Genomic DNA, 23682 nt, shown 5'->3' with positions numbered 1-23682 from the left:
CGGACGCAACGAGCGCTTCGCAGCCACCTCGGGGAGCCGCTTCCACCTCTCAGACGGTCCATCTCGCGCCACTCCGGCCGCAACCCTGCCAAGTTCGTGGGCGAGGAAGCTGGTGCGACCGGCTTTTGCGCGGGTGCTGTCGGGGGCCGTACCGTCGGTTGCGCCACGGCGAGGACGTGCGATTCTTGGGCCCGTGTGCGAATACCCAGTGGCGTCGGGTCGGAGAAGGCGGGTTCATGAGTGAGGGCACGGGTGGCCCGGGTGAGGTTCGGGCTGTCGCGGGCGATGAGCAGCGGCGGCTGTCCGCTGTGCGGCGCTATGACATTCTCGATACGCCGCCGGATGGGGCGTTTGACCGTGTGGCGGCGCTGGCCGCGCGGTGCGTGGGCGTGTCGATGGCCACGGTGACGATCGTGGATGAGGACCGGATCTGGTTCAAAGCAGCCCAGGGCCTGGAGGGCGTGAGCCAGACCCACATCGGCCGGGACCCGGGCCTGTGCGCGTCGGCGATTTTGCAGGACGAGCCGTACGTGCTGCCCGACACGCTGAAGAACGCGCAGGCGGTCACCAACCCATTGGTGCGGGGAGAGCTGGGGTTGCGGTTCTATGCGGCCGCGCCGATCATCACCCACGACGGCTACCGCCTGGGCACCGTCAACGTCCTGGACACCTCCCCAGGCGAACTCACCGCCGACCAGAGGGTCACTCTGCAGGATCTGGCCGCCGTGGTGGCCGACGAGCTGGAGCTGCGGTTGTCGGGAATCCGTACCGTGCGCCTGGAACACGAGCTACGCCGCAGCCAGGAGAACCAGCTCAAGACAGCCATGGAATCACACGCCGTCATCGACCAGGCCATCGGTGCGCTGATGCTGGTCCACCGCTGCGAAGCCGACACCGCCTGGGGCATCCTCAAGCGGCTGTCCCAGAACACCAACACCAAACTCCGCGACATCGCCGAGACTCTCATCCAGCTCGTGAGCGGCACACCGCCGACGGAGCTGGACGCTGGTCTGCGCAAGACCGTCCAGCAGACCCTCATCCCGGCCCAGGGGGCCCGCGTCACTGACCGGCAGCGTTGCCCGGACGCCGCGATCTGCGGCGAGTGAGAAGCTATGGCCTGGCGGGCCACGGCCCGCACCGCCTTGGGCGGGTACCGATGGCGGCACGTTGCGCGGTGCTGCACGTGGACCCCTCCGGCGGGCAGCACCGCGCAACAGGCTCGTCAAACGTCAGGTGGGGCGGCGCCGACGGCTGACATTTCCCAACCCGCCGGCGCCTTCGTCCCGCATGTGTCCGGCCTGCGCATGCGTGGCGTCGGTTTCGCCTCGCTGCACGAGACGCTCGACACGACGACGCCTTGGGGACGCCTGGTCTTCCATGTCTTCGCGGCCCTTGCGCAGTTCATTCGCGAACTCATTGTTCAGGGCACCAATGAGGGTCTGGACGCCGAGGCGGACGTATTGCGGCCCACAAGTGAGAGCGAGGGCCACATGACCGACTTACCGCGCGACAGCACGGCTATCCGGCATCAGGCTGGGCTGCACTTCGGCTGGTGGAACGACGCTGGTTCTCTACTTGGCCCCTCAGCCGAGCCCAAATATCTGCGTCCGGCCCTCACTCTGCCGGCCTGCCAGGCCGTCGGCGGCGATGCCGTCGCCGCCGCCCGGCAGCGTGGGCACGATGTTCTTCGCGGGCAACGAGAGGCATCGGCCTACGGCCCTCTCCGTCAACGGCGCAGGACCTTCCGCACCCAGCCACGAGATGTGTGGTGGCTGACCGTGATGAATGATGAATCTCGGCGCTATTTCCTATATGCCGAGGATGCCGGAGGCACCCCCCGGCTGCCGGATCGCGAACCTGTGGTTGAGACACGGATGCCCAAAGCCCCGGGCGGGGAGGGTGTACGCGAGGGTGGCCCTCGCCTGTCGGTGAGGGCCACCGTCTGGTTCCGCCGCCCTGCTCCTCCAGCAGTACCCGAAGTGGACCGGCCCGCAGCTCAAGGCCGCGCTGACCGGTTCCGCCAAGTTCAGCCCCACGCTCAACACCCATCAGCAGGGGGCGGGCCGCGTCGACCTGACGCGCGCCGTCACCGCGTCCGTCGTCCCCGAGCCGGGCACGGTCGCCTTCGGCGCGCAGGCCTGGCCGCACACCGACGACAAGCCGGTCACCAAGACCGTCACCTACGCCAACCTCGGCACCAAGCCGGTCACCCTCACCCGGCGTCGTCGGCCCCGACCTCGATGCCGATCACGGGCAGGGCGCGCGCCGCGCGGGCAACGCCATGGACGCGTACGTCCAGCTCTTCAGTGACGGCGCGGGGCACACGGGCAGCTCCGTGACGAACGGCGGCTTCACCCGGCTGGAGTCGGGCGGCCGCATCCTCGCCGAGGGCGGCCCCGGCGCGGTCAACGCCGAACTCCCGGCCGCCTCCGCCTCCTACCGCCTGACCATGGAGGCCACGCCCGACGAGGAGCCCACCGCACTGCCGCTGTCCACCGTCCGCGTCGCGCCGAAACTGGCGCTGAACGGCACGGCCCCGGCAGGCAGCACGCTCAAGGTGCCGCTGAAGGTGGCCGGTGCGGCGGCCCACCGGCAGGATCGCCACCCTGACCGTCAAGGTTTCCTACGACGGGGGCAGCACATGGAAGTCGGCGCCCGTAACGGCCGACAGCAGAGGTGCGCGCACGGCGAGTGCGAAGCACCCGGCGACGGCCAAGGCCGTCTCATGCCGCGTGTACCTGAAGGACACGTCGGGCAACACCGTGACCGAGAAGACCACGAGCGCGTACCGGCTCGCCCCGTGACGCGGTCTTCCACATCCATGACAGGCCCAGCGGCCACGTCATGAGGCCGGGCCACGGGAACACTTCCCGTGGCCCGGCCCCTCTTGTACGCCGTTCCCGACCGAAGCCGCGAGGCGCAGGACCTCTCCCTGTCCTGCCATGCCATGCCATGCCATGCAAGATGGAGCACCCCGTGACGTGGCGAATAACCTATGCCTGCATAACCAGCCATTTATCCCAACTGAGACTGCAAGGCATGTATTTACCTTCCTAGGGCGAACTCCGGGGACTACCTTCACCCCACCCGGTCGAGCGGCCGGGTAATGGTTGATCACGGAGAGGGGATGGACGCATGTCCAAGGTCGACACGTCTGGCACCTGGACCGCCATCAGCATCAACCCGCCCAACCTCGAAGGTCTCACCTCCGACAACGTCAAGTGGGGAGTGCCCGCAGGCGGGGGCAAGAGTGGCTATCTGTTCGCCGGCGCGACGGTGGATGTCCTGCTGGACGGCACGGAATTCACGCTGGGCACCTTCACCCACCAGAACTTCCCGATCCAGGGGATGCCGCAGAACCAGTTCGAGGTCGACCTCGCGGCCCGCGTCGTGTTCGAGGACCAAGTGCCGCACGACTTCAGCTTCCGCTTTCAGCACAACGAGACACCCAACGTCGGGCCCAACCCCGAGGACATCGTCGACCTGCCCACCCGGGTCTCCCCGGAGACCGTGACCATCGACAACACCGAGTACGCCGTCGTGATCACCGGTTTCAAACAGGGCGGCCAGATCGTCACCAGGTTCATCAGCCCCGAGAACGCCGCCAACAGCGCCGACCTGGTTGCCGTGCTGGCCCGCACCGGACGGCCGGACGTGCACATCACCACCGTCCGCTCCAAGGGCGAGGTCAAACGCACCCAGGCCGACGAGTACGTAGAGGTCGTCAACAGGGGCACCGCGCCCGCCGATGTCTCCGGCTGGGTCCTGGGCGCCGACGACGCGGGACAGGACTTCACCTTCCCGGCCGGCACCGTCCTCCTGCCCGGCCAGCGCATCCGCGTCTACACCAACCAGGTCCACGCCGCATGGGGCGGCTACACGTACGGCAGCGGGCGTCCCATATGGAACGACCGCGGCGACGCAGCCAGACTCCGCGACACCGACGGCACCCTCGTATCCGAGTATGCCTACGGCTCCGCCGCCACCCCCTGACCCAGCCCTCCTCCCGACGCGGCCGTCGGCACAAGGTGGTCTACGGCGACTGATCCGCAACGCGCCCACGACGTGGTCGCCGTGAGCGCGTTGCGGATGGCTGCGTAGGCGGGCTTGTGCCGGAGGTTCTCGTCCCAGGGCAGGGCCGTGCCCTCGCCGGGGAAGACGGATGGGATCCATGAGTAGCGGTCGGAGTAGCCCCACACCGTGATGCCGCCACAGCAGCGCACGGCGAGCAAGCGCTGGTCACCCGGCCGTACCGGTCGGCCTGCTGGGCCAGCTCCGTCGCGTCGGAGGGCAGGATCATGCGGATGTCGAGCTCGGTGATGGCGACATCGACGCCGAGGTCGGCGAACCGCAGCACGTTCTGCCGCAGCTGGTACGGGAGTCCGTACCGCAAGCACCAAGTGAGCCTGCATGCCGAAGCCGTCGAGGGGCGCGCCGGCTGCCTTGAGCTGCTTCATGAGGATGTAGTACGCGTCCGACTTCGCGCCCGTGGCCTCGACGTTGTAGTCGTTGAGATAGAACTTGACGTTTGGGTCGGCGGCGCGGACCCAGCGCAGGGCGTCGGCGATGTAGCCAGGGCCGAGAACAGCGGATCGTGACCGTCCTCGATCAGGTGGGTGATGTGGGACCTGCGTAGCGAGTGAAACTCCAGCGCGGGGTCCAGACCGACGGCGTCCCGGTAGGCAGCGGAGCGGGAGTCCAGCCGCTGGACCCCGACCCGCGGGCCTCGCTCAGACGGCCAGAGGGCCCGGCCGGTCGAATGCCGCATCCCAGGCCGCACCTCCCGGCCCTCCGGATTGCGTCCGAAGTCGGTGAGACCAGCATTCGGGTCCCGTTGCGTCGCAGACCGTACGCGTACGCGACCTTGAACAAGGCGGTGTCCCGGAAGGCCGGCAGCCCTTTCGGTCCTTGCCGCGAACGCGCAGCACCTCCCGCGGCGTTTCAGTCGTAGCCCACCTGGACTGGGTGAGTACCGAAGTGCCGCAGGCACTCGTCGCTCCAGCCGCAGGCCGGGTTGGTCAGGAAGTCGCAGAACTGCCTTGCTGGTCTTGGTAGGTGCGCAGGGTGGAGCGGACGCAGCCGTGCACGGACCGCAGATCGGCCGCCACTCGTCGACCTGCTGCGGCGCCCACTGCCACGGCATCGCACCGGCATGCCGGATGAACGCCTGGATCCTACCGACGCCAATTGCATCGGATGCGAATAGGCGACCCCCATCCTGGAGGTTGGCCTGGGACTGTCTGGAGTCGCATCTGATGCGAAATTCTCGCGTCGATGCGATGGACGGAGAGAGAGTGGTGGCGGATGGGTGGGGGCAGAGCAATGGAACAGTGGTTGGCCTTAAGCATTGACCGACGTCATGGACGCCGTTGACGGCGGGCGTTCCCGCCGGTTACCCGTGCTTGTCCGGTGCGGCGTCGGCGAAGGCGCGGTATCCGCCGAGATCTCGGGCTGGGCGAGGACGTCGCCGCGGTGTACGACTCAAAGTCCGCCGGGCGCAAGGTCTTCGGCCTCGCCACGGCAGGCATCCGTCTCGCTTGACCTCTTGCGTGTCAGTCCGGCAGCCAGTGCAGCTCGTGCGCCAGGGTTTTGGCGACGGCACGGACGCGGCGGTGTAGCGGCGACTGCTCGAGTGGGAGGACCAGGTGGATCGTCAGGCTGGGCGCGCCTCGCAGCGGTCGCCAGGTGAGACCGGCCGGTTGTGCCGTGGCCGCGGCTTCTCCGGCCGGGGCGAGGGTGACCCCGTCGCGCAGGTCGCGCTGAGACATGTCGAAAGAGACTGCGGGCGTGTGGAATCGGGGGTGTGGTCGGGTGTCTCGGAAAAGTGCGGACAGCTGATCGTGGATCACTGGGTTGGCCGCACGGTCCGGGAGTCGCAGCGGATACGCGGCCGCGTCGGCGATCTCGATCTCCTGGTGTTCGGCCAGCGGATGGTGCTGCGCCAGCTGGACCCCGACGCGCGCACGCCGCAGCAGGAACCGGCGCACGCCACGGCCCGGCTGTTCACCGCGGGTGATCCCGGCATCGATGCGGCCGTCGGCGACCGCGGGGGAGATCTCTGGTGTCGCCATCGGGACCGCGCCGACCTCGAGTCCGCTGTTGCCGCGAAGCAGCCTGTCCACCAGGGCCGGTGCCGTCTCGGCCCCGGCGCTGAGGCTGTATCCGATGAGCAGTGTGCCCAGTTCACCGGCCGCCGCGCTCCGGGCGGTGTCCCATGCCCGGTCCAGCGCCGCCAGCGCGGGCGGCGCGGACTCCGCCAAAGCCGCACCGGCCGTGGTCAATACGACGCTACGCGTGTTGCGGACCAGCAGGGCCGTACCGAGTTCCGCCTCCAATCGGCGCATCCGGGCGCTGAGTGCGGGCTGTGCGATACCGATCCGTGCGGCCGCGCGGGTGAAGTTCAACTCCTGCGCCAGCACCAGGAAGTACCGCAGGCTCACCGTATCCGGCGCCACGTGCCCTCCCTGCCGATTGATAACGATCCGTTCTGAGTCTATCCCGTACCGGTCTTTCCCTCGACCGCACATCAAGCCCTAACCTGCGCATATGACGATTCAGACGTCTCAACTGACTGCAGTACCCGTCGCCGGGATCGATCGATCCGAGTGTCAATTCGAAGTCGGACGTGTCCGCCCCAACACAGGAGGTTTCCATGGCTAAGGGCTACTGGGTCAGTGTCTACCCCGCCGTTTCCGACCCTGAGGGGCTGACTGCCTACGACAAGCTGGCCGGTCCGGCTGTCCAGGCTGGGGGCGGGCGCACCCTGTCCCGGATCCCGTCCCGTGGCGGTCGAGTCGTCGCCCACGAGGCCGGAATCACGCAACGCGTCGTTCTGATCGAGTTCGACAGCTTTGAACAGGCCGTCGCGGCATACGAGAGCGAGGCATACCAGAAGGCGCTGGTGGCTCTCCCCGACGGCGTCGAGCGCGACTTCCGCATCATCGACGGCATCGACTGACCGGCGGGCCCAGCCATCGCTGAGCATCCGTAAGCCGGCCGCCCTAGCCACACCACAGGCGCCACCCTCACCCGAAAGGTCGGGCAGTGTGTCACACACTGAACACCGTCGGGCAGACCACCCGGGTCTGCCCGACAGGCCGTCTCCGGAGAGATCCCGCACAACTTGCCAGCCCATAGCGAGAAGGCTGAGTTCGGGTCGCTGTCGGGAGGGTCTCCCGCGTGGCGGCCGGTCAGCTGGCTTCGGCGCGCTCGGCCACCGCCTTCGTGTGGGCGAGCCGGTACGACTCGGTGCCCCAGTCTGGATGATCGCGCCGTTGAAGGTCAGCCGGTCGACGATGGCCGCGCAGAGCCGCGGATCCGTGAACGTCTTCGTCCACCCATCTGGGAAAAATGACTCGTTGGAAGCCATCGCGACGCTGTTCTTCTCTTCCCGCTCCGTCAGCACCTGGAACAGCAACTCGGCTTCGGCTCCCCGCCGGTCGAGTTCCAGGTAGCCGAGCTCGTCAATACAGGGGAGATCGACTCGCCCGTAGCGGGTGATGGTCTTCGACAGCTGCTTCTCGTCGGCGGCCTCGACCAGTTCGTTGACCATCTTCGTGGCCAGCACGTAGCGGACGCGGTAGCCGAGCATGGCGGCCTCGGTGCCCAGCGCGATCAGCAGGTGGGACTTGCCGGTGCCGGAGTCGCCGATCAGGCAGAGCGGCTCGCCCTTCTTGACCCAGTCGCAGGTGGCCAGTGTGTGGAGGGCAGCCGCAGCAGTCGGTATGCCTGGTCGATCGAGGCGGTGGCGAGAGGTCGGGTGTCACGCAAGGACACGTTGTGCGTCCGCTGCAAGGACCGCTGCGACAGCCCCAGTAGATGGGCGCGAGTCACCGCGAAACGACTCCCGAAGTCACCGCTGCAACCACGCCAGCTGGCGTGCCAGGCATACGCGGACTTCCGCGAGACCCGCAGCCGCCGGGCGACCTGTGCTGGAGGCACTCCTTGCGCGAACAACCCGTCGGCCTCGGACCGCACCTGCTCCCTTTGGTTCCGCTGCTTCGCGGTCAAGCCGCCCCCATCGGGGTACCGCATGCCACCGGACTGCACCCATCACCGAGATCACTGTCACCCCAACCCGAAAACCTCAGTAGTGGCGGATGAGCACTCTATTTGGCGGAGCCGAGCATGTGGTTGGCGGGACCGGCCTCCTCCCCGTCGGGACCGGAGGTGGCCTGTCCCAGGCCCCGGCGAATCGCGATCTCCACGGGTGAGTACACGCCGTCGGCCCGCTCCAGTTCGTACGGCGCGGCTGGCATCAGCGGCGGCTGTGCCATGAAGCGCGGCCGCGCCCCGTGGTGCGGCTGTGCCGCGTGCATCAGGAACGGATGGCACAGGAAGACGTCACCCGGGGAACCGGTGGCGAGGGCGAGCGGCCGGTGGGCGGATGCCGCTACGAGGTCTGGCGCGATGGCCAGGCCGTTCGCGCCCTCCTCCCCGTACGGCTCCAGCACCTTCGGCACGTCGAGGTGGGAGCCGACCCGGATTCGAGTCGGGGCGTCCTCTTCCCTCACCTCGCTGAACAGAAATAGCATCAGCAGGGCCCGGCCGCGTGAGCGGAGATTGGTGAAGGGCCAGGTTTCGCCCTCCACCGCATAGCTGCCCTCGATGTGCCAGCCCGCGTCGTCGGGCTCCTCCTCGTGCGGGAAGCGCAGCGGGAAAGTGCCGAGCGAGTAGCGTGGCTCCCAGCGCCCGGCGCCGACCAGCAGGTCGTACGCCCGGTGCAGGGCAGGGGAGTTGGGTGCGGCGGCGAACGGCCCCTGTGCCATGCCGCCGACCCAGTGCACGGGCTGCGTCCACGTCTCCGGCTCGTCCGGGTCGCAGCCCGTCTCCCGCCACAGCAGCCGCGTGCAGCTTGCGGCCACGCGGGGCGCGACGGCGCCCTCCAGCTTGACGAAGCCGTCGCGGAGGAAGCGGGATACCAAGGTCGTGTCGTCCATGCCTCCATCGTGCGGCGCTGCCCGTCCCGGCTACCCGACACTTGCCGCACCGCTTTTCTCGGGTGTGGCGTGCGGGGCCGCGCCTGGTTGAATTGATGGTCGGGATCTTGGAGGCGAGCGTGCTGGAGCGGCTCAATCAGGCCATGGAGCGCATCGAGGGGCAGCTCGACAGCTCCGTCGACGTAGGTGAGCTGGCGCGGGTCGCTGTCACCTCGGAGTACCACCTGCGGCGGATGTTCTCGGCGCTCGCGGGGATGCCGCTGTCGGAGTACATCAGGCGTCGGCGGCTGACCGTCGCGGGCGCGGAGGTGCTGGCCGGTGAGCGGACGCTGCTGGAGATCGCGGTGCGGTACGGATACGGCTCGGGAGAGGCATTCGCGCGGGCGTTCCGCGCGGTGCACGGCGTCGGGCCCGGCGAGGCGCGGCGCACCGGCGCGGCGCTCAGCTCCCAGCCCCGCATGACCTTCCGCCTCATCGTCGACGGGGGCAGCAGCATGCGCTACCGCGTCGTGCACAAGCCGGAATTCAGCGTCGTCGGGGCGAAGGATCGGGTGCCGCTCGTGCACTCGGGGCCGAACCGGGCGATCATCGATTTCGTCCGCGGGATCGGCGACCAGGCAAGGGAGCTGCTGGAGAAGCTGTCCGACCAGGAGCCGCACGGCATCCTCGCGGTCTGCGACGACCTCGATCCCAGCCGGGCGGAGGGCACCGACCTCGACTACTACCACGGCGTCGTCACCTCGGCGTCCGCGCCGGACGGCATGGCCACGCTGCCCGTGCCGGCCGGGACATGGGCCGTCTTCACAACCTCGGGGTCGGTGCCGGAGGCGATCCAGGCGCTGTGGCGGGATGTGTTCACGGAGTGGTTCCCGTCGAACCCGTACCGGAGCCGCCCCGGGCCGGAAATCCTTCGTACGCGGATGTCGGCGGACGGCAGCGAGGCCGATGCCGAGCTGTGGCTGCCGGTGGAACGGGAGTTCTATTGATTCTGGAATCCTCCCTGGCCCTGCTCGCCGGGGGCGGCGTGCTGGTCCCGGCGAGCAGGCGGACGGCCGCCCGGCTCACCAACCAGCACGCTCAGCTCCGCCAAGTACAGCGCACATCGGGTCCTGGTGCCGTCGGCGACCGTGGGCCGGGACCCGGATGGTGTGGGGGCCTATGCCGGTCCCGCCCCGGCCACGCGGTCCTCCGGGAGCTCGGTCCACGGTGAACCCGCACCCGGGGGCGGAAACCGGCAGGGCAAACACGCGAGGTTCCTGTCCGCGTTCGCGGCTCTGAACGATCCCGCCTCCGCTGCCTGCCAGTGCAGAACCCCCGGGGTGAAGACCCATTTTGCAGAGATCCTCCCTCGCCGAAGGCGCGGGAACGGCAAACGCAGCGCCGCTCACGGCACAGGCAACCCATGACGTGGGCGCCGCGCAAGCCCGCCCGGAGGGCGCGTCGCCATTCCGGGCCGGGGAGAAACACGCCGTCGGCGCGGCAAGCCCGGAGACCCCACCACGTACGGCGAAGCCCCGCGTCGCGGCACCAGCTTCGTCACGGACACCCCGGCCATGAGCAACGTCGTCGCGGCCACCACCGTGGCAAGCGCCTGGAACCCGTCCCTGCGCGTCGCGAGCGCCGACGCCCCGCCGACCCCGAGCACGCCGGCCACCGGCATTCCTCCGTACACGGATCTCCTTTCACTCGCTCCGAAGACGGACCACCGCCCGACCGCCCCGGCCCCGGCCCGGTCGGCAAGAGGGAATTCACGTCGCACACCAACGCTCTTCGCGGCGCCTGGCCATGTCCCACAGGGACCGCACATACACGGCGTGCTGGAACATGTCGTAGGCGAGTTCAATGGCGAGCGTGCCCGCGAGCAGTTGGCCCCGCCACCCCGCACCCCGTGCCGTCACGACCTTCTCCGCGACGAATATCAGGCCGATCGCGAGCCAGAAGCGCGAGAATTGGGGCCTTCCCCGGACGAGCATCCACGCGGTGAAGACCAGATAGAGGCTGAGGAAAATTACCGAGAGGCCCATGAACGCCTGACGGACGATATAGGGGGCCGTGACCCGGGTCCAGCCGTAGTCGCGTAAATTCTCCAGCGCTCCGCGCTGCCAGCGCAGCCGCTGGTGCCAGAGTTTCGGCAACGTCGTCATGATTTCGGTGACCACGCCGCAGCCCGGCGGCGAGACCGTGCGATATCCGAGCGTCCGCACCGCCTTGGTGATCTCGTCGTCCTCGGTGAGCGAGGCGAGGGAGTAATAGGACGTGCCGCCGCCGAGGCGCCCGGCGCGCCTGGCCCGTTCGATCTCTCGCAGCGTGGCCACCCGGAAGAGCGTGGCCGTGCCCGTGAGCACGTCCGCGCGATAGTCGCGCCGCGCTATCGCGCGGGCGTAGCGGTGGAATTCGATACGCTGGAGCGCGCCCAGGAGACCGCCACCGCCCTCCCCGTAGAAGATTCCGCCGACCGCGCCGACCGTGGGGTCCATAGCGTCGATGGCGCTGGCGAGGAAGGTCGGCCACAGCGTGGTGTCGGCGTCCTGGACGAGCACCAGGTCTTCGTCGGCGAGCCCGGGCAGGGCCCGGCCGAGGGCTTGGTTGAGCGCGCCGGCTTTCTTGTGCCGGTTGCCCTCGGAGGCGATGACCTCCGCGCCGGCCCGGCGGGCGATGTCGGCGGTCGCGTCGGTGCAGTTGTCGGCGACCACGACGATCCGGTCCGGGGCGCGCCGCTGCCGGCGCAGCGCCGCGATGGACGCGGCGATGCGCTCGGCCTCGTTGTGCGCGGGGATCAGGGCCACCATCCGGGGCCGGCGCGTTCCGTGGGAGCGGCGGCCGATGAAGAGCCTGGTGCGTCGCATCGTTCGATCAGGCGCCGGTGTGCGGCCGGATCGTGACCGTGGCGTGCCCGGTGGCGAAGACGGGGGCGCCGATCTCAACGGCCACGGTCACCGGTCCCGTGGGGGCGTCGTGGTCCACGCCCATCGCCGGGTAGACGGACGCCCACTTGCCGGGGGCGAGTTCCAGCGGGAGCGCCTCGCAGGTCAGCGTGCGGTTGCCGTTGCTGAGGACGGCCGGCACCACGGTCTCCTCCGGGTCGTCGTCCTGGCGGGTCATGACGAGGCGCTCCTCCAGGAAGTAGAGGCCCTCGGGGGCGGTGAAGACGGCCGGGTGCGTGCCGATGCGGCGGCTGCCGCGGTTGGTGAGGGCGAGCACCGCGGGGTACTGCCAGATCTGTCCCTGGGTGACGGTCGCCTGGTCGGGCTTGCGCTGCTCGACGGTGAGCAGGGAGCTGCCGCCGCCGGAGCCCTCCAGCCGGACGTGGGCGAGCAGCATGCCGCTGTGGCCGTCGGAGTCGGCCCCCAGGTCGGGGTGGAGCCCGGACCGTCCGGGGTTGGCGAAGCGCACGGTCACGTGCTGGTGTCCCTCCGGCACCCGGAAGGCGAGCCGCCGCTTGTGCCAGGCGGGGTCGTTGACGCGCTCGTCGCTGTGGGAGGCGGTGCCGCCCTTGCCGGAGTAGTACTGGATGCAGTCCTCGCGCAGCAGGGTGCGGCCGTCGGTCTCGACCTCGACCCGCAGATACGTGGGCCGCTCGATGCCGTGTCCGGGCCAGAGGTTGTAGCCGTGGTAGAAGGACAGCTCGTACGCCTGGCCGCCGGTGGCCTGGACGGTCTGCTCGATGAAGCCGAGCGTGCCGGGCCCGTTGATGTCGATGACGTTCTCGGTACTGGCGAAGGGGTGCTGCGCGTCGTCCGGGAAGTGCCCGTCGGCGGCGCCGTTGATCAGGTCGACGGCGTCCTGGGCCTCGGCGGGGTGCTCCACCTTCCCGTGGCCGGTGTACACGCCACAGGTCCAGCCGCCCAGGCCGAGGAATTGATCACCGTTGAAGCGGCCGGCCGCCTTGATGCCGTGGTTCCCGGTCTGCCAGTCGCTCCCCTCCTTGAAGGTGTACTCGGAGAAGCTGCCGTTCTTGATGAGATTCATGACCGTCCTCGTTCGTCGGTGATCCGTGTTCATCGGCCCGCGCCGGACGTATGGGCTCATGGCGCCGTGACGGGCCGCCCGCTCCCAGGAATTGATTAATATCTGAATCAGTCAACCGGTGGTCCCTGCCATGGAATACGGGCGGTGAGGCATCGTCAACACCCCACGGGCCAGGCCATATCGGTTTGGCTGCCCAGCAGCGGTCTACCTCGGATTACCGCGAACACGCAAGTCAGGCCTTCCGCGCTGTGTGCCGAGTCGGCGCGAGGGTGGAGATCGGGCCGCTGGGAAAAGGGTTGTTGTGTCGATTTTCCGTAACACCGGACGGGTGTCAAGACCCCCGGAAACCCGCTCCCGTACGGGCCGTGCTGGGTGGTGACGGGTCGATTTCCAGCCGCCCGTCGCGCACCGCGTATTGTCCGAAGAGAGAGGTAATTCTCGCCGTCCGGCATGGGTAGGCTCGCTCGTGCCCGCCGGATCGGCAATTGCGTCTCTCCGCGACCAGGCATGCGCTTCGCATGGGTCCGGCTGCCGAAGCATCACGAATTCGCGCACACTTCAATTACTTCCGACCGAGGCGGTGTGCCGCGTGCGGCGGCATTCCCCGTGCGGACAGGAGAACATCAGCGATGACCACGAACAGCAAAGCCACCACCCAGGCGGCGTCGTTCCCGGACGGCACGATCATCACCGCAGCGGGCAACGGCCAGGCGGGCTTCGTCGCCGACGGCGGACCGGCGGTCGGCACCAAGCTGCACTACCCCTACGGCGTGGCGGGTGACCGCTCCGGCAACGTCTACATCGCCGACACCCACAACCACCGGGTCCGCAGGATCACCCCCGAGGGTGCCATCACCACTGTGGCCGGGAACGGCGACGCCGGCTTCGTCTCCGACGGCGGGCCCGCCGTGGCCACCCGTCTCCACTACCCCACCGATGTGGCGGTGGACGGCGCCGGCAACCTCTACATCGCCGACCGGCACAACCACCGCATCCGCAAGGTGACCGCCGACGGCAACATCACGACCGTGGCCGGAAACGGCAACGCCGGTTTCGTCTCCGACGGGGGACCGGCCGTCGCCACCCCGCTCAACTACCCCTGGTCGGTGACGGTCGACGAGGCGGGCAACCTCTTCATCGGCGACACCAACAACCACCGCATCCGCAAGGTCGACACCCGAGGCACCATCACCACCGTCGCGGGCACGGGCCAGGCCGGGTACGTCTCCGACGGCGGCCCCGCCGTGGCCACCAAGCTCTACTATCCGTACGGCGTGGCCGTGGACGGCGCGGGCACTCTCTACATCGCGGACCGCTACAACCACCGGGTCCGCAAGGTGACCCCCAACGGCAACATCACCACCGTCGCCGGAAACGGCAACGCCGGCTACGTCGCCGACGGCGGCCCCGCGGTCGCCACCTCGCTCCACTACCCGATCGGCGTGGCCCTGGACTCCGCGGGCAACCTCTACATCGGGGACACCAACAACCACCGCGTCCGCAAGGTCAGCACGAACGGCACCGTCACGACCGTCGCGGGCACCGGCACCGCCGGCTATGTCGCGGACGGCGGACCCGCGGTGGGCACGCACCTGTACCACCCTCACGGGGTCGCGGTGGACCGCTCCGGCAGCCTGTTCATCGCGGATGGCTACAACCATCGCGTCCGCCGGGTCTACGGCGTGGCCACCGTGGTGCCTCCGACACCTCCCGTGGCCGACCTGTACGGCAAGGTCGTGGCGCCCGCCTCGGTGCCACGCGGACAGGAGTTCGACCTCGGCGCCCAGGTCCGCAGCCGGGGCCCCGCCATGGTCGACGGCGACCTCGTCACCGTGGTGCTGAACCTGCCGTACGAGCTGGTCGGCGCCGTCGGTCCGGACGCCGGGGAGCGGCGGCTCGCCCGCACCTTCGCCGGCGCCCAACTGGCCCCCTTCGGCGCCTCCCTGGACGGCGTCTTCCGGGTGGTGGCGCCCGCGTCCACGCAGCCGGGGACCTACGAGGCGACACTGGAGATCCAGTACGGCGGCGACCTCAACCTCAAGGACAACACCTTCACGCTGCCGATCACGGTCACCGTGCCCGCGCCGATCGCCGACGAGACCGCGCTGACGGTCTTCCAGGAGGTCGTGCCCGAGAGCGCCCCCGGCCAGACCAGCCGCTGCAATCTGCGCTTCCTCGCGCCCACCGGGCAGCCGGTCAACCCCGGCGTGATCATCCAGCGCTACACCGCGCCCACCGGCTTCGTCTTCACCGGCCAGCCCGTCTTCGCCTACCACGGCACGGTGGAGGGAGTGGTCTCCGGAGCCCTCGACCACGAGGTGTACGACTCCGGCCGCACGCTGGTCATTCGCGGCAACCCGCATCTGAACACCACCGCGAGCGACACCGGCAGCCTGGTCTACACGCTCCCGATGCGCGCCACCCAGGACGCGACGGCCGGGCTCAAGAGCGACGGTTCGGCCAGCGTCGGCCGGCACGCGCCGATCCAGCTCGTGGGCAGGGTCATCGGGTCGAGCACCGGCCTGTCCGCCCGCGTGGTCCAGTCCCGCCCGGAGAACGCCACCGTACGGCCGGGACAGCAGTGGGTGTACCCGGCGGTGTTCACCATCACCAACACCGGCACCCGCACGATCGGCACCCAGCGGCTGGTGCTCACCGCCCCCGAGGGCCTGCGCTTCACCCAGGACCAGTTGGCGATTTCCCGGGAGGGCGAGAGCCGGGAGATCGTCAGCCCGGCCGAGCGCTCCAACGGCAACCGCACGCTGACCTGCCGCGAGGTGGCGTTCGACCTCGCCCGCGGCAAGTGGGCCGTCCTCTACCCGGAGATGGAGGTCGACGAGGGCGCCGAGCCGGGCACCGTACGGGTCGGTCTCGAACTCGGCAGCCCCGCGATCGCCTCGGGCCTCGCCACGCTCACCGTCGAGGACCGCTAGCCGCCTCCGGGCGGTTTGCGCGATGCCCGCGTCGGCCGACGAGTTGAAGGCCGCGCGGGCAGCCGACCGGGAGCTGACCCGGGCCCTTAACCAGCGACCATGACGCTATGGCACTCGTCCAAGGACTGCGGCTGCCCGCGGCAACTGCCGCGGGCAGCCGTCCCCCTACTGTCCCGGCAGCTTTACCGGTATCCGGCCAGGGCACCGAGAGGGGGAGGTGACACGCGGCGGTGGCCGGGGCAGGGTACTGCCCGCGTTTCTTGCCGGTGCGGATCATCAGCGTGCGGGCGGTCTCCTGGCCTTCGAGGACGGCACCGTGGCCGGCCGGGTCGTGCTTCCGGCGAGGGGGCCGGTCAGGAACTCCAGCTCGATCTCGGCGTCCCGCAGTTCCGCGGCGGCCTTCAGCCCGTGAAAGAACGAACCGGCCTGCGGCGATGCCGTCAGCGTCCGGTGTCGAAACGGGGACCACTGATGAAACGCCGACTGCGGTGGAGCCGAGGGGCGTCAGGGGTTGTTCAGGTAGGTGAGGACGGCGAGGACGCGGCGGTTGTTGGTGTCGTCATCGGTGATGCCGAGTTTGCCGAACATGGAGGTCGTGTATTTGCTGATGGCGCTTTCGCTGAGGAAGAGCCGCTGGCCGATGGCCTGATTGGACAATCCTTCGGCCATGAGGCCGAGCACGGAGTGTTCGCGTTCGGTGAGCTGTTCGAGTCGCCGGTTCGAGGACCCGCTGGACAGCAACTTGGCGATGACGGCTGGGTCCATGGCGGTCCCGCCACCGGCGACGCGTTCCAGGGCATCGATGAACTGATCGGCGTCGAAGACGCTCTCTTTGAGGAAATAGCCGATGCCACCGGCGCCGTCGGCCAGGAGTTCGCGGGCGTACAGCTGCTCGACGTACTGGGAAAGGATGAGGACCGGCAGTCCGGGCAGTTCACTGCGGGCGGCAAGAGCAGCGCGCAGGCCCTCATCCGACTGGGTCGGCGGCATCCGGACGTCGATGACGGCGACGTCCGGCCGCCACGTCAGCAGTGCCTCGAGCGTCTCGGGTCCGGTGGCCGCCGTCGCCACCACCTGGTGCCCGCACGCCTCGATGAGGCGGACCATTCCGTCACGCAGGAGGTAGAGGTCTTCGGCTACTACGATTCGCATGGCACCATCATCCTCACCCGGGTCGGGCCCCCTGCCGGGCTGGTGATCTCCAGGGTGCCGTCGAAGACCGCGAGCCGGCGACGCAGCCCCGCAAGTCCGCCGTCGGCTCGCACGCCGGCTCCGCCGCGGCCGTCGTCTTCGACATCGATGACGATGCCGGTGTCGTCATGGGTGATGGAGATCCGGCCTCGTGTCGCACGGGCGTGCTTGACAGCGTTGGTCAGCAGTTCGGCGATGGCGAAGTACAGGGCGGACTCGATCGGCGGGTCCAGGCGGAGCCGAAGGTCGGCGCTGACAGCCGCTTCGAGCGGGCTGTCCAGGGCAAGAGCGCGGACGGCATCGACGAGCCCGCGGTCGTTCAGCACGGCAGGGTTGATTCCCTGGACCAGTTCGCGCAGCTCGGTCAGTGAAGCGGTGGCACCGGCCCGCGCTTCCCTCATCACCTTCTTGGCCTGGTCAGGGTCGGTTTCCATCAACTTCTCCGCAGTCGCCAAAGAGAGCCCGAGCCCGACCAGGCGGGCCTGCGCCCCGTCGTGCAGGTCCCGCTCGATCCGGCGGATCTCGGCGGCCTGAGCGACCGTCGCGTCCGCGCGCTGGGCGGTCAGTTCGTCCACCCGGTCCGCCAACGCCATAGCGGGTGACGGGCGTAGGAAGCGGACGGCCACTGGCTCGACACACCGCCAGGCATACGGGGCACCAGCGAGGGCCACCACCAGGCCCAGCGCCCCGACGACGCGAGCGGCGGACTCCGGCCGGCCGAGCCCGAGGACCGCCACGGCCACCCCGGCCGGCGGGAGGGACGCGACCACGCCCGCGGTGAGCGGCGCGATCGCCGTGAACCTCAGATCGCGCCAGTTGGCGGGATCCCTCCACCGGACGCGCCACTTTTGATCCAAGAGGGCGTCGCGGCGGCTGCGCTCGTAACTGAAGCCGTTCCACCAGTACCCGGTGGACATCCGCGTCACCGGCCCGGCCTCCCGGTATCCGGCGGGGATGACGGTGGCCGTCCACTTCGCGACGAGGAAGCGGACCATCCGGCAGACCGGGCGGGACAGGAGGAGCGTGCCCCCGCACACCAACACGATCGGCGCGACCCACGACCACGGGTTTCCCGCCCCCCACCAGATCCCCAGCGCCACGGCGGCTGCCCACAAGGCCGGGACCAGCATGCTGATGGCCGCCACGACGCACGCCCGTACGAACCCCACGCCGGCGCGCGTCGGCCACGAACCCAGCTGTCTCATGTTTCTTCCTTCGCTTTCCGTTCGGTGCTTCCACTGTGCACCGTGTGGAGCCCGCTACCGCCCTGGTCAGCCGGGGAGTAGGGCTATCCCCACCCACCCGTGCGTCCAGACGGATACCGCGTCGACCGAGCGCTTCGTAGCGTCGGTGAGCATGGAATCCAACATCCACATCCGCACCCTGCCCTCGGCCGCCCACCACGACCATCCCCATACCCGACGAGCCTTCGACACGGCGAAGAGAAGCATCAAGGTTTACGGCGCACTCAGTGCCGTCGCCCTCCTGGCGGTCATCGTGGTGTCGAGCAGCGGTCACATGGTGAACACGTTCATGTGGGTCCGGGCCGTCCTGTTGCCTGTAGCCGCTGTGCTGATCTACCGGATGACCGTCTCCGCTTCCCGGGGATCCCGACGGGCCTTCGAGCGCGTGAGTGCCCTCGCCGTGATCATGCCGATCGCGATCATCGGTGTCGACCTGATCCCGGGTGTGTGCCCGCCGTGGTACGCGGTGATGCAGGTCGTCTGCATGCTGCCCATCATCCAAGTCGCGTTCATCATCCGTGGCTCCGCACTGCGCGCCGCGGCCGTCGCTCGGTCGGGCTCCGCATCCAGGTGCAGCTGCCCCGTGACGGAAAGCAGGTGCAGGGCCTCCACCACCCGCGCTCAACGACAGCCGCAGCCCAGGTTGTAGGTACGGCCGCCGAGCACGGCAGGCGCGGCGGCCGCAACCCGTCGCGCGGGACGGAGGCGGTGAAGCTGTAGCGGCCCAGGACGTTGAGGGTGCGGTGCTCGAGTGGGAACAGCCGGGCCACGTCCTCGTCACGGATCTCGTGCCCCTCGGCGCGGAGTTGGGCGACCCGGTAAGCCTGGTGGATGGCGCCCTTCTTGTGGTCCCCAGGGTCGGCCCAGCCCAGCTCTTGCTTGATCTGTTTTCATCTGGGCACGATCCAGGGAGACCGGCCGTTCTGGGGTGGACCTCCAGAGAGGTCCCGTACTCGTCGCGGCGCACCGTCACCGTGAACCTGTCCGTCTCCAAGGGCGTCGCGCGGCCGACCGCGCGGCTCCGGATCGTCCAAGGCATACACCACGCAGCTCCAGGAGGTGGCTCACCCTTCCACAGACCTTGTTGCGGTCCCCGATGTGCACCGGATCGCGTGACCCGTCGCCGCGGAACGTGTGCCGGGGAGAGCGGTAACGATCACCGCGAACCGCAATCCGGGCATGGCGGCACTCCGCGCACATCGCACGCATGGGGCTGCGCGGCATCGCCCCCGGGCGGGCGCTACGGCGCGGCTTATGGACTTCCGGGAGTGGCGGTGTGCCAGTTCTCGTTGCGGCATCACCTGATCGCCGAGGCGCACGGCATCCGGGAAGGAGCGATCGCGCTGCTGCATTGGTTCCGCCGCCCGCGCATCCGCTGGGAGATCCGCGACGACATCCACGCCTCACATGCGGGATCTCAGCACGTCGACCTCGCAACCCGGCGCGAACGCGTCGAAGCCGTGCTCGACCAGCCAGCGAACCGCCAGCAGGCTTCGCAACGACCACCACGCGTGGATTACGTCGATGTCGATGTCGATGTCGGTGCCGTAGCCGGTGATGACGTCGTCGAGGTGCTCCTCGTGTCCGAGCGTGAAGGTGGCGAGGTCGTACAGGGCGTCACCCTGGCCCGCCTCGGACCAGTCGATGATGCCCGTGACCTCGTCGCCGTCGACGAAGACGTGCGCGATCTGCAGGTCGCCGTGCGTGAACGCCGGAGTCCACGGCCGGAGAGCGGCCTCGGCGACCTGGCGGTTGCGGGTGACCAGGTCGGCGGGCAGGAGGCCGTTCGTCACGAGCGACTCGCACTCGTCGTCGAGTTCCGCCGCCAGCGCGACGATGCTCCGGCCTGCCCGGCCGGGCCGGGGCGGCAGCGGCGCGTCGTGCAGCTTCCGGATGGCGGCGCCCACCGCGGCCCACGCAGCCGGCGCCCCGGTCGACGGCCCGCCGAGGCGCCCGAGCGTCGTCCCCGGGAGTGCGGCGATCGCGAGCACGGGCGGCTTGCGCCACAGGATCTCCGGGGTCGGGACCGGTGCGAGGGACATCGTCTCGACCTCGACGTCGATGCGCGCCTGATCGGCGTCCACCTTCAGGAACACGTCGCCGACGCGCAGGGTCACGCGCTCGGAATGGGCGACGACGACTTCGACCTCATCCATGGGCGTCCAGTATCCCGTGGATGATCGCCGACGTCGCCGGGTTTCTCACGTGCGATTACGCGGCTGACCGCGTCCCCCCTATCTCGCGGCCTCATGCATGGCACCGACCTCCCACCAGCTCAAAGCCCACCACTTTTGTAGCGACGATCTCCCCGTACTCGCCGATGAAGGGACAGCTATGGGCGACATCGCTCCGAGGGAGTTCATCTTGATGAGGCTCGTGCGGTCTTCGCCGCTGGGCCGAAACCGGCCGGAGCCGCTGCTCAAGGTCAGCGAGGAGACAGGAGGCAGAACTCGTTGCCTTCCGGGTCGGCCAGGACCGTCCAGGAGATTGCGGACTGGTCGATACCAGGGTCGGTGGCGCCCAAGGCACGCAGTCGGGCTTCTTCTGCTTCCAGGTCCTCACCGGGGTAGGGGCAGACGTCGAGGTGGACGCGGTTCCACACGGTCTTGGTGTCGGGGGTGCGGAGGAACTCCAGGTAGGGACCGACACCTTGGGCGGAACGCATGGTCGCGTGGTCGTCGGTGACCTCGTGCAGCGTCCAGTCCATCGCCTGGCCCCAGAACCGGGCCATCCCTCGTGGGTCGGTGCAGTCGACCACCACCGCGGCGATCGGCCCGGTGTCCTGGTAGACCGGGCGGGGCTCCAGGACGCAGAACTCGTTGCCCTCCGGGTCGGCCATGACCGTCCAGGGGACGTCGCCCTGCCCCACGTCGGCGAGCGTCGCGCCGAGATCCTTCAAACGCGCGACCAGAAGCGCCTGATGGGCGGTCGAGGTGGTGGCCAGATCAACGTGCACCCGGTTCTTCACGGTTTTGGCTTCCGGGCGCGTGATGATGTCGATGCAGACGGCCGCGGGGTCGGGGTAGGCGAAACCCACGGGTTCGAGGTTGGTCACACCGGGTCCCTCGCTGTCGACACCCCAACCAAGTGCCTCCGCCCAGAACCGGCCGAGCACGGAGTCGTCCTGGGCCTTCATATTGATCTGCACGAGTCTTGTCGCCATGCGCAGATATTAGAAGCTGCCGCGATCAGACATGTGCTCGCCCTGGTACTGACCAGGGTTGCCCTCGTCGAGACTGCGCGAGTCCATGTGAACGAAGGCGAGACCCGGCCACGCCGCCCGCATCCGACCGGCCAGCGGCACGGAGCCGAACGCAATCGGATGCTGCTCAAGCCCCGCGCCCCTGACCGGCCGACTCGGCCCGCACAGGCCACGGTCGGGCAGAGATGGGTATCGGTCCGTCCGCGTTCATCCAGTTCGCCGGCGAGCGCGGCTGTCCCGGGCAGTGGAATGAGCTGGGTGACGTCGTTGCGATTGCCGCCGGACAAGGTGACGGCGAGGGGAATTCCCCATGGCATCGGTACAGGGCATCCGCGTGCCGCAGCTTGGACAAGAACATTTCCTGAAGCCGGGGCCAAACGCCAGCCTCGGTCCACTCGGCCGGGCGCCGCCAGCACGTCAACTGTCCCGGAAGGACCAATACACTGCGCGGCCGCGACGCGGTGGATGCCCAGTGCGGAGGACAGCTCGTCGACGGAGCAGGTGACAAGGGATGGCGGTGGTTCGAAGCGCCCTTGAGCCGCACTCAGTCGCGGAAGATCCCCACGGCTCGCAGCCCCGAGGCTCTGGCCGCCCTGGCCGCCGAACTCAAGCCGCCCACGCAAAACGCTCGGCTGGGATTTCCCAGCCGAGCGCCTCGCTAGGCTACTGGACCTAGCCGACTGACCAGCAGTGTTGCAACGATCTCGCGTATTCCGCCGTGAGGCGGAGGCGGGGGCTCATGCCAGGTGCTAGAGGGTGCCGGAGGCGGAGATGGCGATCTCGGCCTTGGTGGCGCCCGACTGCGAGCCGAAGCTCTCGATCTTCTTGACGAGGGCCATGCTCTCGTCGTCCGCGACCTCACCGAAGACGACGTGCTTGCCGTCGAGCCAGCTCGTGACGACCGTGGTGATGAAGAACTGCGAGCCGTTCGAGTCGGGGCCGGCGTTGGCCATCGAGAGCAGGCCCGGCTTGGTGTGCTTGAGCTGGAAGTTCTCGTCGGGGAACTTCGTGCCGTAGATGCTCTTGCCGCCAGTGCCGTTGCCGGCGGTGAAGTCACCACCCTGGAGCATGAAGTCCGGGATGACGCGGTGGAACTTCGAACCGGCGTAACCGAAGCCCTTCTCGCCGGTGGCGAGCGCCCGGAAGTTCTCCACGGTCTTCGGCACGACGTCGTCGAAGAGGTTGAACGTGATGCGGCCTGCGGGCTTGCCGCCGATGGTGATGTCGAAATAAGCCTGGATTGTCATGGCCCTCATCCTGTCATTGCCTTGCCCCCACCCGTCGACCGGACACCCCGCAGAGCCTGATGTGACCCATTTGACCAGGAAAGATGCCCCGATATGCTCAGTTTGTGGTCGAGTCGATGGCGGTGTCGCCCGTCGTGCGGGAACGCCGTCGCGGGCAGTACGCCGCTCGTCAGCCACGAGTACGTCGACCAGTCGATGTCCTCTTTCGACGGTCTGCGCACCGATGGACCCAGGCACACTTCGCTGGTGTCGGTGATCGGCTTGCCGATCTGCTCCTGGGCGATCAGGTCCCAGCAGGCGATGAGGGCACGGACCGCACGTTGGGTGGCGGTGACGGGCTCTGAGGAGGCGTCCGGGGTCGCCGCGGTGATCCGCCAGTTACCGGCGGAAGACAAGGGGCACAAGGTGGCGCGTCCATGGACGGATCACAGGGTCAGCCTGAGTGCCAGGAGCGCGGTCGAGGCCCGGCGGCGGGCGCCCACCGGGATCTCGGTACGTCTGGTCGAGGAACGGGGGGCCGCCGACGAAGGGGTCGGTTCCGGGTGCTCGGTGACCATGACGCCGACCTGAATTACCTGACGACGCGGGTACGGGCCGAGGCCGACGTGGAGATCGGCCGCCGCTGCCTGGAGCCGTACCCTCAGGGGGCGGGCTGGCGGCCGGCGGGCGAGGAAATCGCAGGCCGGTTGATCTGGGCCCCCGAGGGAGCGCCGTTCCGCGTCGTGGTCGACGGACGCACTCCGTCGTGGCACGAACTGGGCGAAGCGCTGTCCTCGTTCGAGAGCTCCCGGTTCCGGCTGACCATCGACGGCCCCTAGGCAGTGTCTTCAAATGATCACCGCTGGTGGATCATGGTGTTGTGATACGTCGTCATGAACTGTCCGATGCTGAGTGGGAGTTCGTCCGGCCGCTGCTGCCCGAGTCGTTGCGGGGGCGTAAGCGGCTGGATGACCGCAG

The 23682-nt window shown here is 68.9% G+C and carries 18 protein-coding genes and 8 pseudogenes; 10 read left to right on the top strand and 16 right to left on the bottom strand.

Annotation, left to right across the window (positions count from 1 at the left end; translation table 11 throughout):
- Positions 1–308 precede the first annotated feature (308 nt).
- The 4 genes and pseudogenes from ACWDZ7_RS35625 (at position 309) to ACWDZ7_RS35610 (ending at position 3993) form a co-directional block, all read left to right on the top strand.
- Entirely contained in the window at positions 309–1106 is a 798-nt protein-coding gene (locus tag ACWDZ7_RS35625; RefSeq protein ID WP_451802867.1) for a GAF and ANTAR domain-containing protein, read from the top strand.
- A gap of 6 nt (positions 1107–1112) precedes the next feature.
- Positions 1113–1442: pseudogene (locus ACWDZ7_RS35620) on the top strand (recombinase family protein); the annotation flags it as partial.
- An 839-nt stretch (positions 1443–2281) separates the two neighbouring features.
- Positions 2282–2848, top strand: a complete 567-nt coding sequence (locus ACWDZ7_RS35615) for a hypothetical protein (protein ID WP_451802865.1) — start codon at positions 2282–2284, stop codon at positions 2846–2848.
- Between the two features lie 287 nt (positions 2849–3135).
- Entirely contained in the window at positions 3136–3993 is an 858-nt protein-coding gene (locus ACWDZ7_RS35610; protein WP_451802863.1) for a choice-of-anchor K domain-containing protein, read from the top strand.
- On the opposite strand, the pseudogene ACWDZ7_RS35605 reads toward ACWDZ7_RS35610, so the two are convergent.
- The 3 genes and pseudogenes from ACWDZ7_RS35605 to ACWDZ7_RS35595 all read right to left on the bottom strand — a co-directional run bounded on the left by ACWDZ7_RS35605 (position 3969) and on the right by ACWDZ7_RS35595 (position 6455).
- Positions 3969–4357, bottom strand: a pseudogene (locus ACWDZ7_RS35605) (endo-1,4-beta-xylanase). The gene ACWDZ7_RS35610 and the pseudogene ACWDZ7_RS35605 sit on opposite strands and share 25 nt — an antisense overlap.
- Before the next feature lie 43 nt (positions 4358–4400).
- Positions 4401–4580, bottom strand: a pseudogene (locus ACWDZ7_RS35600) (endo-1,4-beta-xylanase); the annotation flags it as partial.
- 972 nt (positions 4581–5552) lie between these two features.
- Positions 5553–6455 carry a LysR family transcriptional regulator gene (locus ACWDZ7_RS35595; protein WP_451802861.1) on the bottom strand — a complete coding sequence of 301 codons (903 nt, stop codon included), beginning with the start codon at positions 6453–6455 and terminating at the stop codon, positions 5553–5555.
- Between the two features lie 197 nt (positions 6456–6652).
- Here ACWDZ7_RS35595 and ACWDZ7_RS35590 point away from each other — a divergent pair, with 197 nt between their 5' ends.
- On the top strand, positions 6653–6958 hold the full coding sequence (locus ACWDZ7_RS35590; RefSeq protein ID WP_451802859.1) for a DUF1330 domain-containing protein: 306 nt from the start codon (positions 6653–6655) through the stop codon (positions 6956–6958).
- Between the two features lie 232 nt (positions 6959–7190).
- Here ACWDZ7_RS35590 and ACWDZ7_RS35585 read toward each other — a convergent pair.
- The 3 genes and pseudogenes from ACWDZ7_RS35585 to ACWDZ7_RS35575 form a co-directional block, all read right to left on the bottom strand.
- A pseudogene (locus ACWDZ7_RS35585) lies at positions 7191–7714 on the bottom strand (ATP-binding protein); the annotation flags it as partial.
- A gap of 152 nt (positions 7715–7866) precedes the next feature.
- Positions 7867–8034, bottom strand: a pseudogene (locus ACWDZ7_RS35580) (helix-turn-helix domain-containing protein); the annotation flags it as partial.
- 74 nt (positions 8035–8108) lie between these two features.
- Positions 8109–8939: a phytanoyl-CoA dioxygenase family protein gene (locus ACWDZ7_RS35575; RefSeq protein WP_451802857.1), complete on the bottom strand. Its 831-nt coding sequence runs from the start codon at positions 8937–8939 to the stop codon at positions 8109–8111.
- 119 nt (positions 8940–9058) lie between these two features.
- Here ACWDZ7_RS35575 and ACWDZ7_RS35570 point away from each other — a divergent pair, with 119 nt between their 5' ends.
- Together ACWDZ7_RS35570 and ACWDZ7_RS35565 are read left to right on the top strand one after the other, a co-directional pair.
- Positions 9059–9925 carry an AraC family transcriptional regulator gene (locus tag ACWDZ7_RS35570; protein ID WP_451802921.1) on the top strand — a complete coding sequence of 289 codons (867 nt, stop codon included), beginning with the start codon at positions 9059–9061 and terminating at the stop codon, positions 9923–9925.
- A 162-nt stretch (positions 9926–10087) separates the two neighbouring features.
- A pseudogene (locus tag ACWDZ7_RS35565) lies at positions 10088–10235 on the top strand (IS110 family transposase); the annotation flags it as partial.
- A gap of 452 nt (positions 10236–10687) precedes the next feature.
- Here the strand turns inward: ACWDZ7_RS35565 and ACWDZ7_RS35560 are convergent.
- Both ACWDZ7_RS35560 and ACWDZ7_RS35555 read right to left on the bottom strand, forming a co-directional pair.
- Positions 10688–11785 (bottom strand): glycosyltransferase, encoded by a 1098-nt coding sequence (locus ACWDZ7_RS35560; protein ID WP_451802856.1) that lies wholly within the window; start codon positions 11783–11785, stop codon positions 10688–10690.
- 7 nt (positions 11786–11792) lie between these two features.
- The gene (locus tag ACWDZ7_RS35555; RefSeq protein ID WP_451802854.1) at positions 11793–12908 is read right to left on the bottom strand and encodes a hypothetical protein; all 1116 of its coding nucleotides are present in this window, start codon (positions 12906–12908) and stop codon (positions 11793–11795) included.
- Positions 12909–13537: 629 nt separating this feature from the next.
- Between ACWDZ7_RS35555 and ACWDZ7_RS35550 the strand changes: the two genes are divergently transcribed.
- Complete coding sequence (locus ACWDZ7_RS35550) at positions 13538–15841, top strand: hypothetical protein (protein ID WP_451802853.1); 2304 nt, start codon at positions 13538–13540, stop codon at positions 15839–15841.
- 504 nt (positions 15842–16345) lie between these two features.
- Here ACWDZ7_RS35550 and ACWDZ7_RS35545 read toward each other — a convergent pair.
- Together ACWDZ7_RS35545 and ACWDZ7_RS35540 are read right to left on the bottom strand one after the other, a co-directional pair.
- Positions 16346–16993, bottom strand: coding sequence for a response regulator transcription factor (locus tag ACWDZ7_RS35545; RefSeq protein ID WP_451802851.1), 648 nt, complete (start codon positions 16991–16993; stop codon positions 16346–16348).
- A complete protein-coding gene (locus ACWDZ7_RS35540) occupies positions 16981–18237 on the bottom strand; it encodes a sensor histidine kinase (protein WP_451802849.1) in 1257 nt (418 codons plus the stop codon). Before ACWDZ7_RS35540 ends, ACWDZ7_RS35545 begins: the two co-directional genes overlap by 13 nt.
- Before the next feature lie 151 nt (positions 18238–18388).
- Between ACWDZ7_RS35540 and ACWDZ7_RS35535 the strand changes: the two genes are divergently transcribed.
- Entirely contained in the window at positions 18389–18925 is a 537-nt protein-coding gene (locus tag ACWDZ7_RS35535; protein ID WP_451802847.1) for a hypothetical protein, read from the top strand.
- Between the two features lie 16 nt (positions 18926–18941).
- On the opposite strand, the pseudogene ACWDZ7_RS35530 reads toward ACWDZ7_RS35535, so the two are convergent.
- From ACWDZ7_RS35530 to ACWDZ7_RS35505, 6 genes and pseudogenes are all read right to left on the bottom strand, one after another.
- Positions 18942–19121: pseudogene (locus tag ACWDZ7_RS35530) on the bottom strand (hypothetical protein); the annotation flags it as partial.
- 558 nt (positions 19122–19679) lie between these two features.
- Positions 19680–20432, bottom strand: a complete 753-nt coding sequence (locus tag ACWDZ7_RS35525; RefSeq protein WP_451802846.1) for a phosphotransferase family protein — start codon at positions 20430–20432, stop codon at positions 19680–19682.
- Positions 20433–20701: 269 nt separating this feature from the next.
- A complete protein-coding gene (locus ACWDZ7_RS35520; RefSeq protein ID WP_451802845.1) occupies positions 20702–21439 on the bottom strand; it encodes a VOC family protein in 738 nt (245 codons plus the stop codon).
- A gap of 281 nt (positions 21440–21720) precedes the next feature.
- A pseudogene (locus ACWDZ7_RS35515) lies at positions 21721–21929 on the bottom strand (IS5/IS1182 family transposase); the annotation flags it as partial.
- 298 nt (positions 21930–22227) lie between these two features.
- Positions 22228–22725 (bottom strand): peptidylprolyl isomerase, encoded by a 498-nt coding sequence (locus ACWDZ7_RS35510; RefSeq protein WP_451802843.1) that lies wholly within the window; start codon positions 22723–22725, stop codon positions 22228–22230.
- Positions 22726–22730: 5 nt separating this feature from the next.
- Positions 22731–23120, bottom strand: coding sequence for a hypothetical protein (locus ACWDZ7_RS35505; protein WP_451802841.1), 390 nt, complete (start codon positions 23118–23120; stop codon positions 22731–22733).
- Between the two features lie 147 nt (positions 23121–23267).
- Between ACWDZ7_RS35505 and ACWDZ7_RS35500 the strand changes: the two genes are divergently transcribed.
- Positions 23268–23543: a DUF7713 domain-containing protein gene (locus tag ACWDZ7_RS35500; RefSeq protein ID WP_451802839.1), complete on the top strand. Its 276-nt coding sequence runs from the start codon at positions 23268–23270 to the stop codon at positions 23541–23543.
- The last annotated feature ends 139 nt before the right edge of the window (positions 23544–23682 follow it).

This window comes from Streptomyces sp. NPDC003032 (assembly GCF_053591415.1).
The sequence above is the reverse complement of the archived record's forward strand: the minus strand, read 5'-3'. Positions and strand labels throughout refer to the sequence as shown.

Coding starts and splice junctions, on each gene's coding strand:
- ACWDZ7_RS35540 (WP_451802849.1), bottom strand. CDS start 18,237: ATGAGACAGCTGGGTTCGTGGCCGACGCGCGCCGGCGTGGGGTTCGTA.
- ACWDZ7_RS35550 (WP_451802853.1), top strand. CDS start 13,538: ATGACCACGAACAGCAAAGCCACCACCCAGGCGGCGTCGTTCCCGGAC.
- ACWDZ7_RS35590 (WP_451802859.1), top strand. CDS start 6,653: ATGGCTAAGGGCTACTGGGTCAGTGTCTACCCCGCCGTTTCCGACCCT.
- ACWDZ7_RS35615 (WP_451802865.1), top strand. CDS start 2,282: ATGGACGCGTACGTCCAGCTCTTCAGTGACGGCGCGGGGCACACGGGC.
- ACWDZ7_RS35545 (WP_451802851.1), bottom strand. CDS start 16,993: ATGCGAATCGTAGTAGCCGAAGACCTCTACCTCCTGCGTGACGGAATG.
- ACWDZ7_RS35535 (WP_451802847.1), top strand. CDS start 18,389: ATGGAATCCAACATCCACATCCGCACCCTGCCCTCGGCCGCCCACCAC.
- ACWDZ7_RS35555 (WP_451802854.1), bottom strand. CDS start 12,908: ATGAATCTCATCAAGAACGGCAGCTTCTCCGAGTACACCTTCAAGGAG.
- ACWDZ7_RS35560 (WP_451802856.1), bottom strand. CDS start 11,785: ATGCGACGCACCAGGCTCTTCATCGGCCGCCGCTCCCACGGAACGCGC.
- ACWDZ7_RS35525 (WP_451802846.1), bottom strand. CDS start 20,432: ATGGATGAGGTCGAAGTCGTCGTCGCCCATTCCGAGCGCGTGACCCTG.
- ACWDZ7_RS35610 (WP_451802863.1), top strand. CDS start 3,136: ATGTCCAAGGTCGACACGTCTGGCACCTGGACCGCCATCAGCATCAAC.
- ACWDZ7_RS35510 (WP_451802843.1), bottom strand. CDS start 22,725: ATGACAATCCAGGCTTATTTCGACATCACCATCGGCGGCAAGCCCGCA.
- ACWDZ7_RS35520 (WP_451802845.1), bottom strand. CDS start 21,439: ATGGCGACAAGACTCGTGCAGATCAATATGAAGGCCCAGGACGACTCC.
- ACWDZ7_RS35575 (WP_451802857.1), bottom strand. CDS start 8,939: ATGGACGACACGACCTTGGTATCCCGCTTCCTCCGCGACGGCTTCGTC.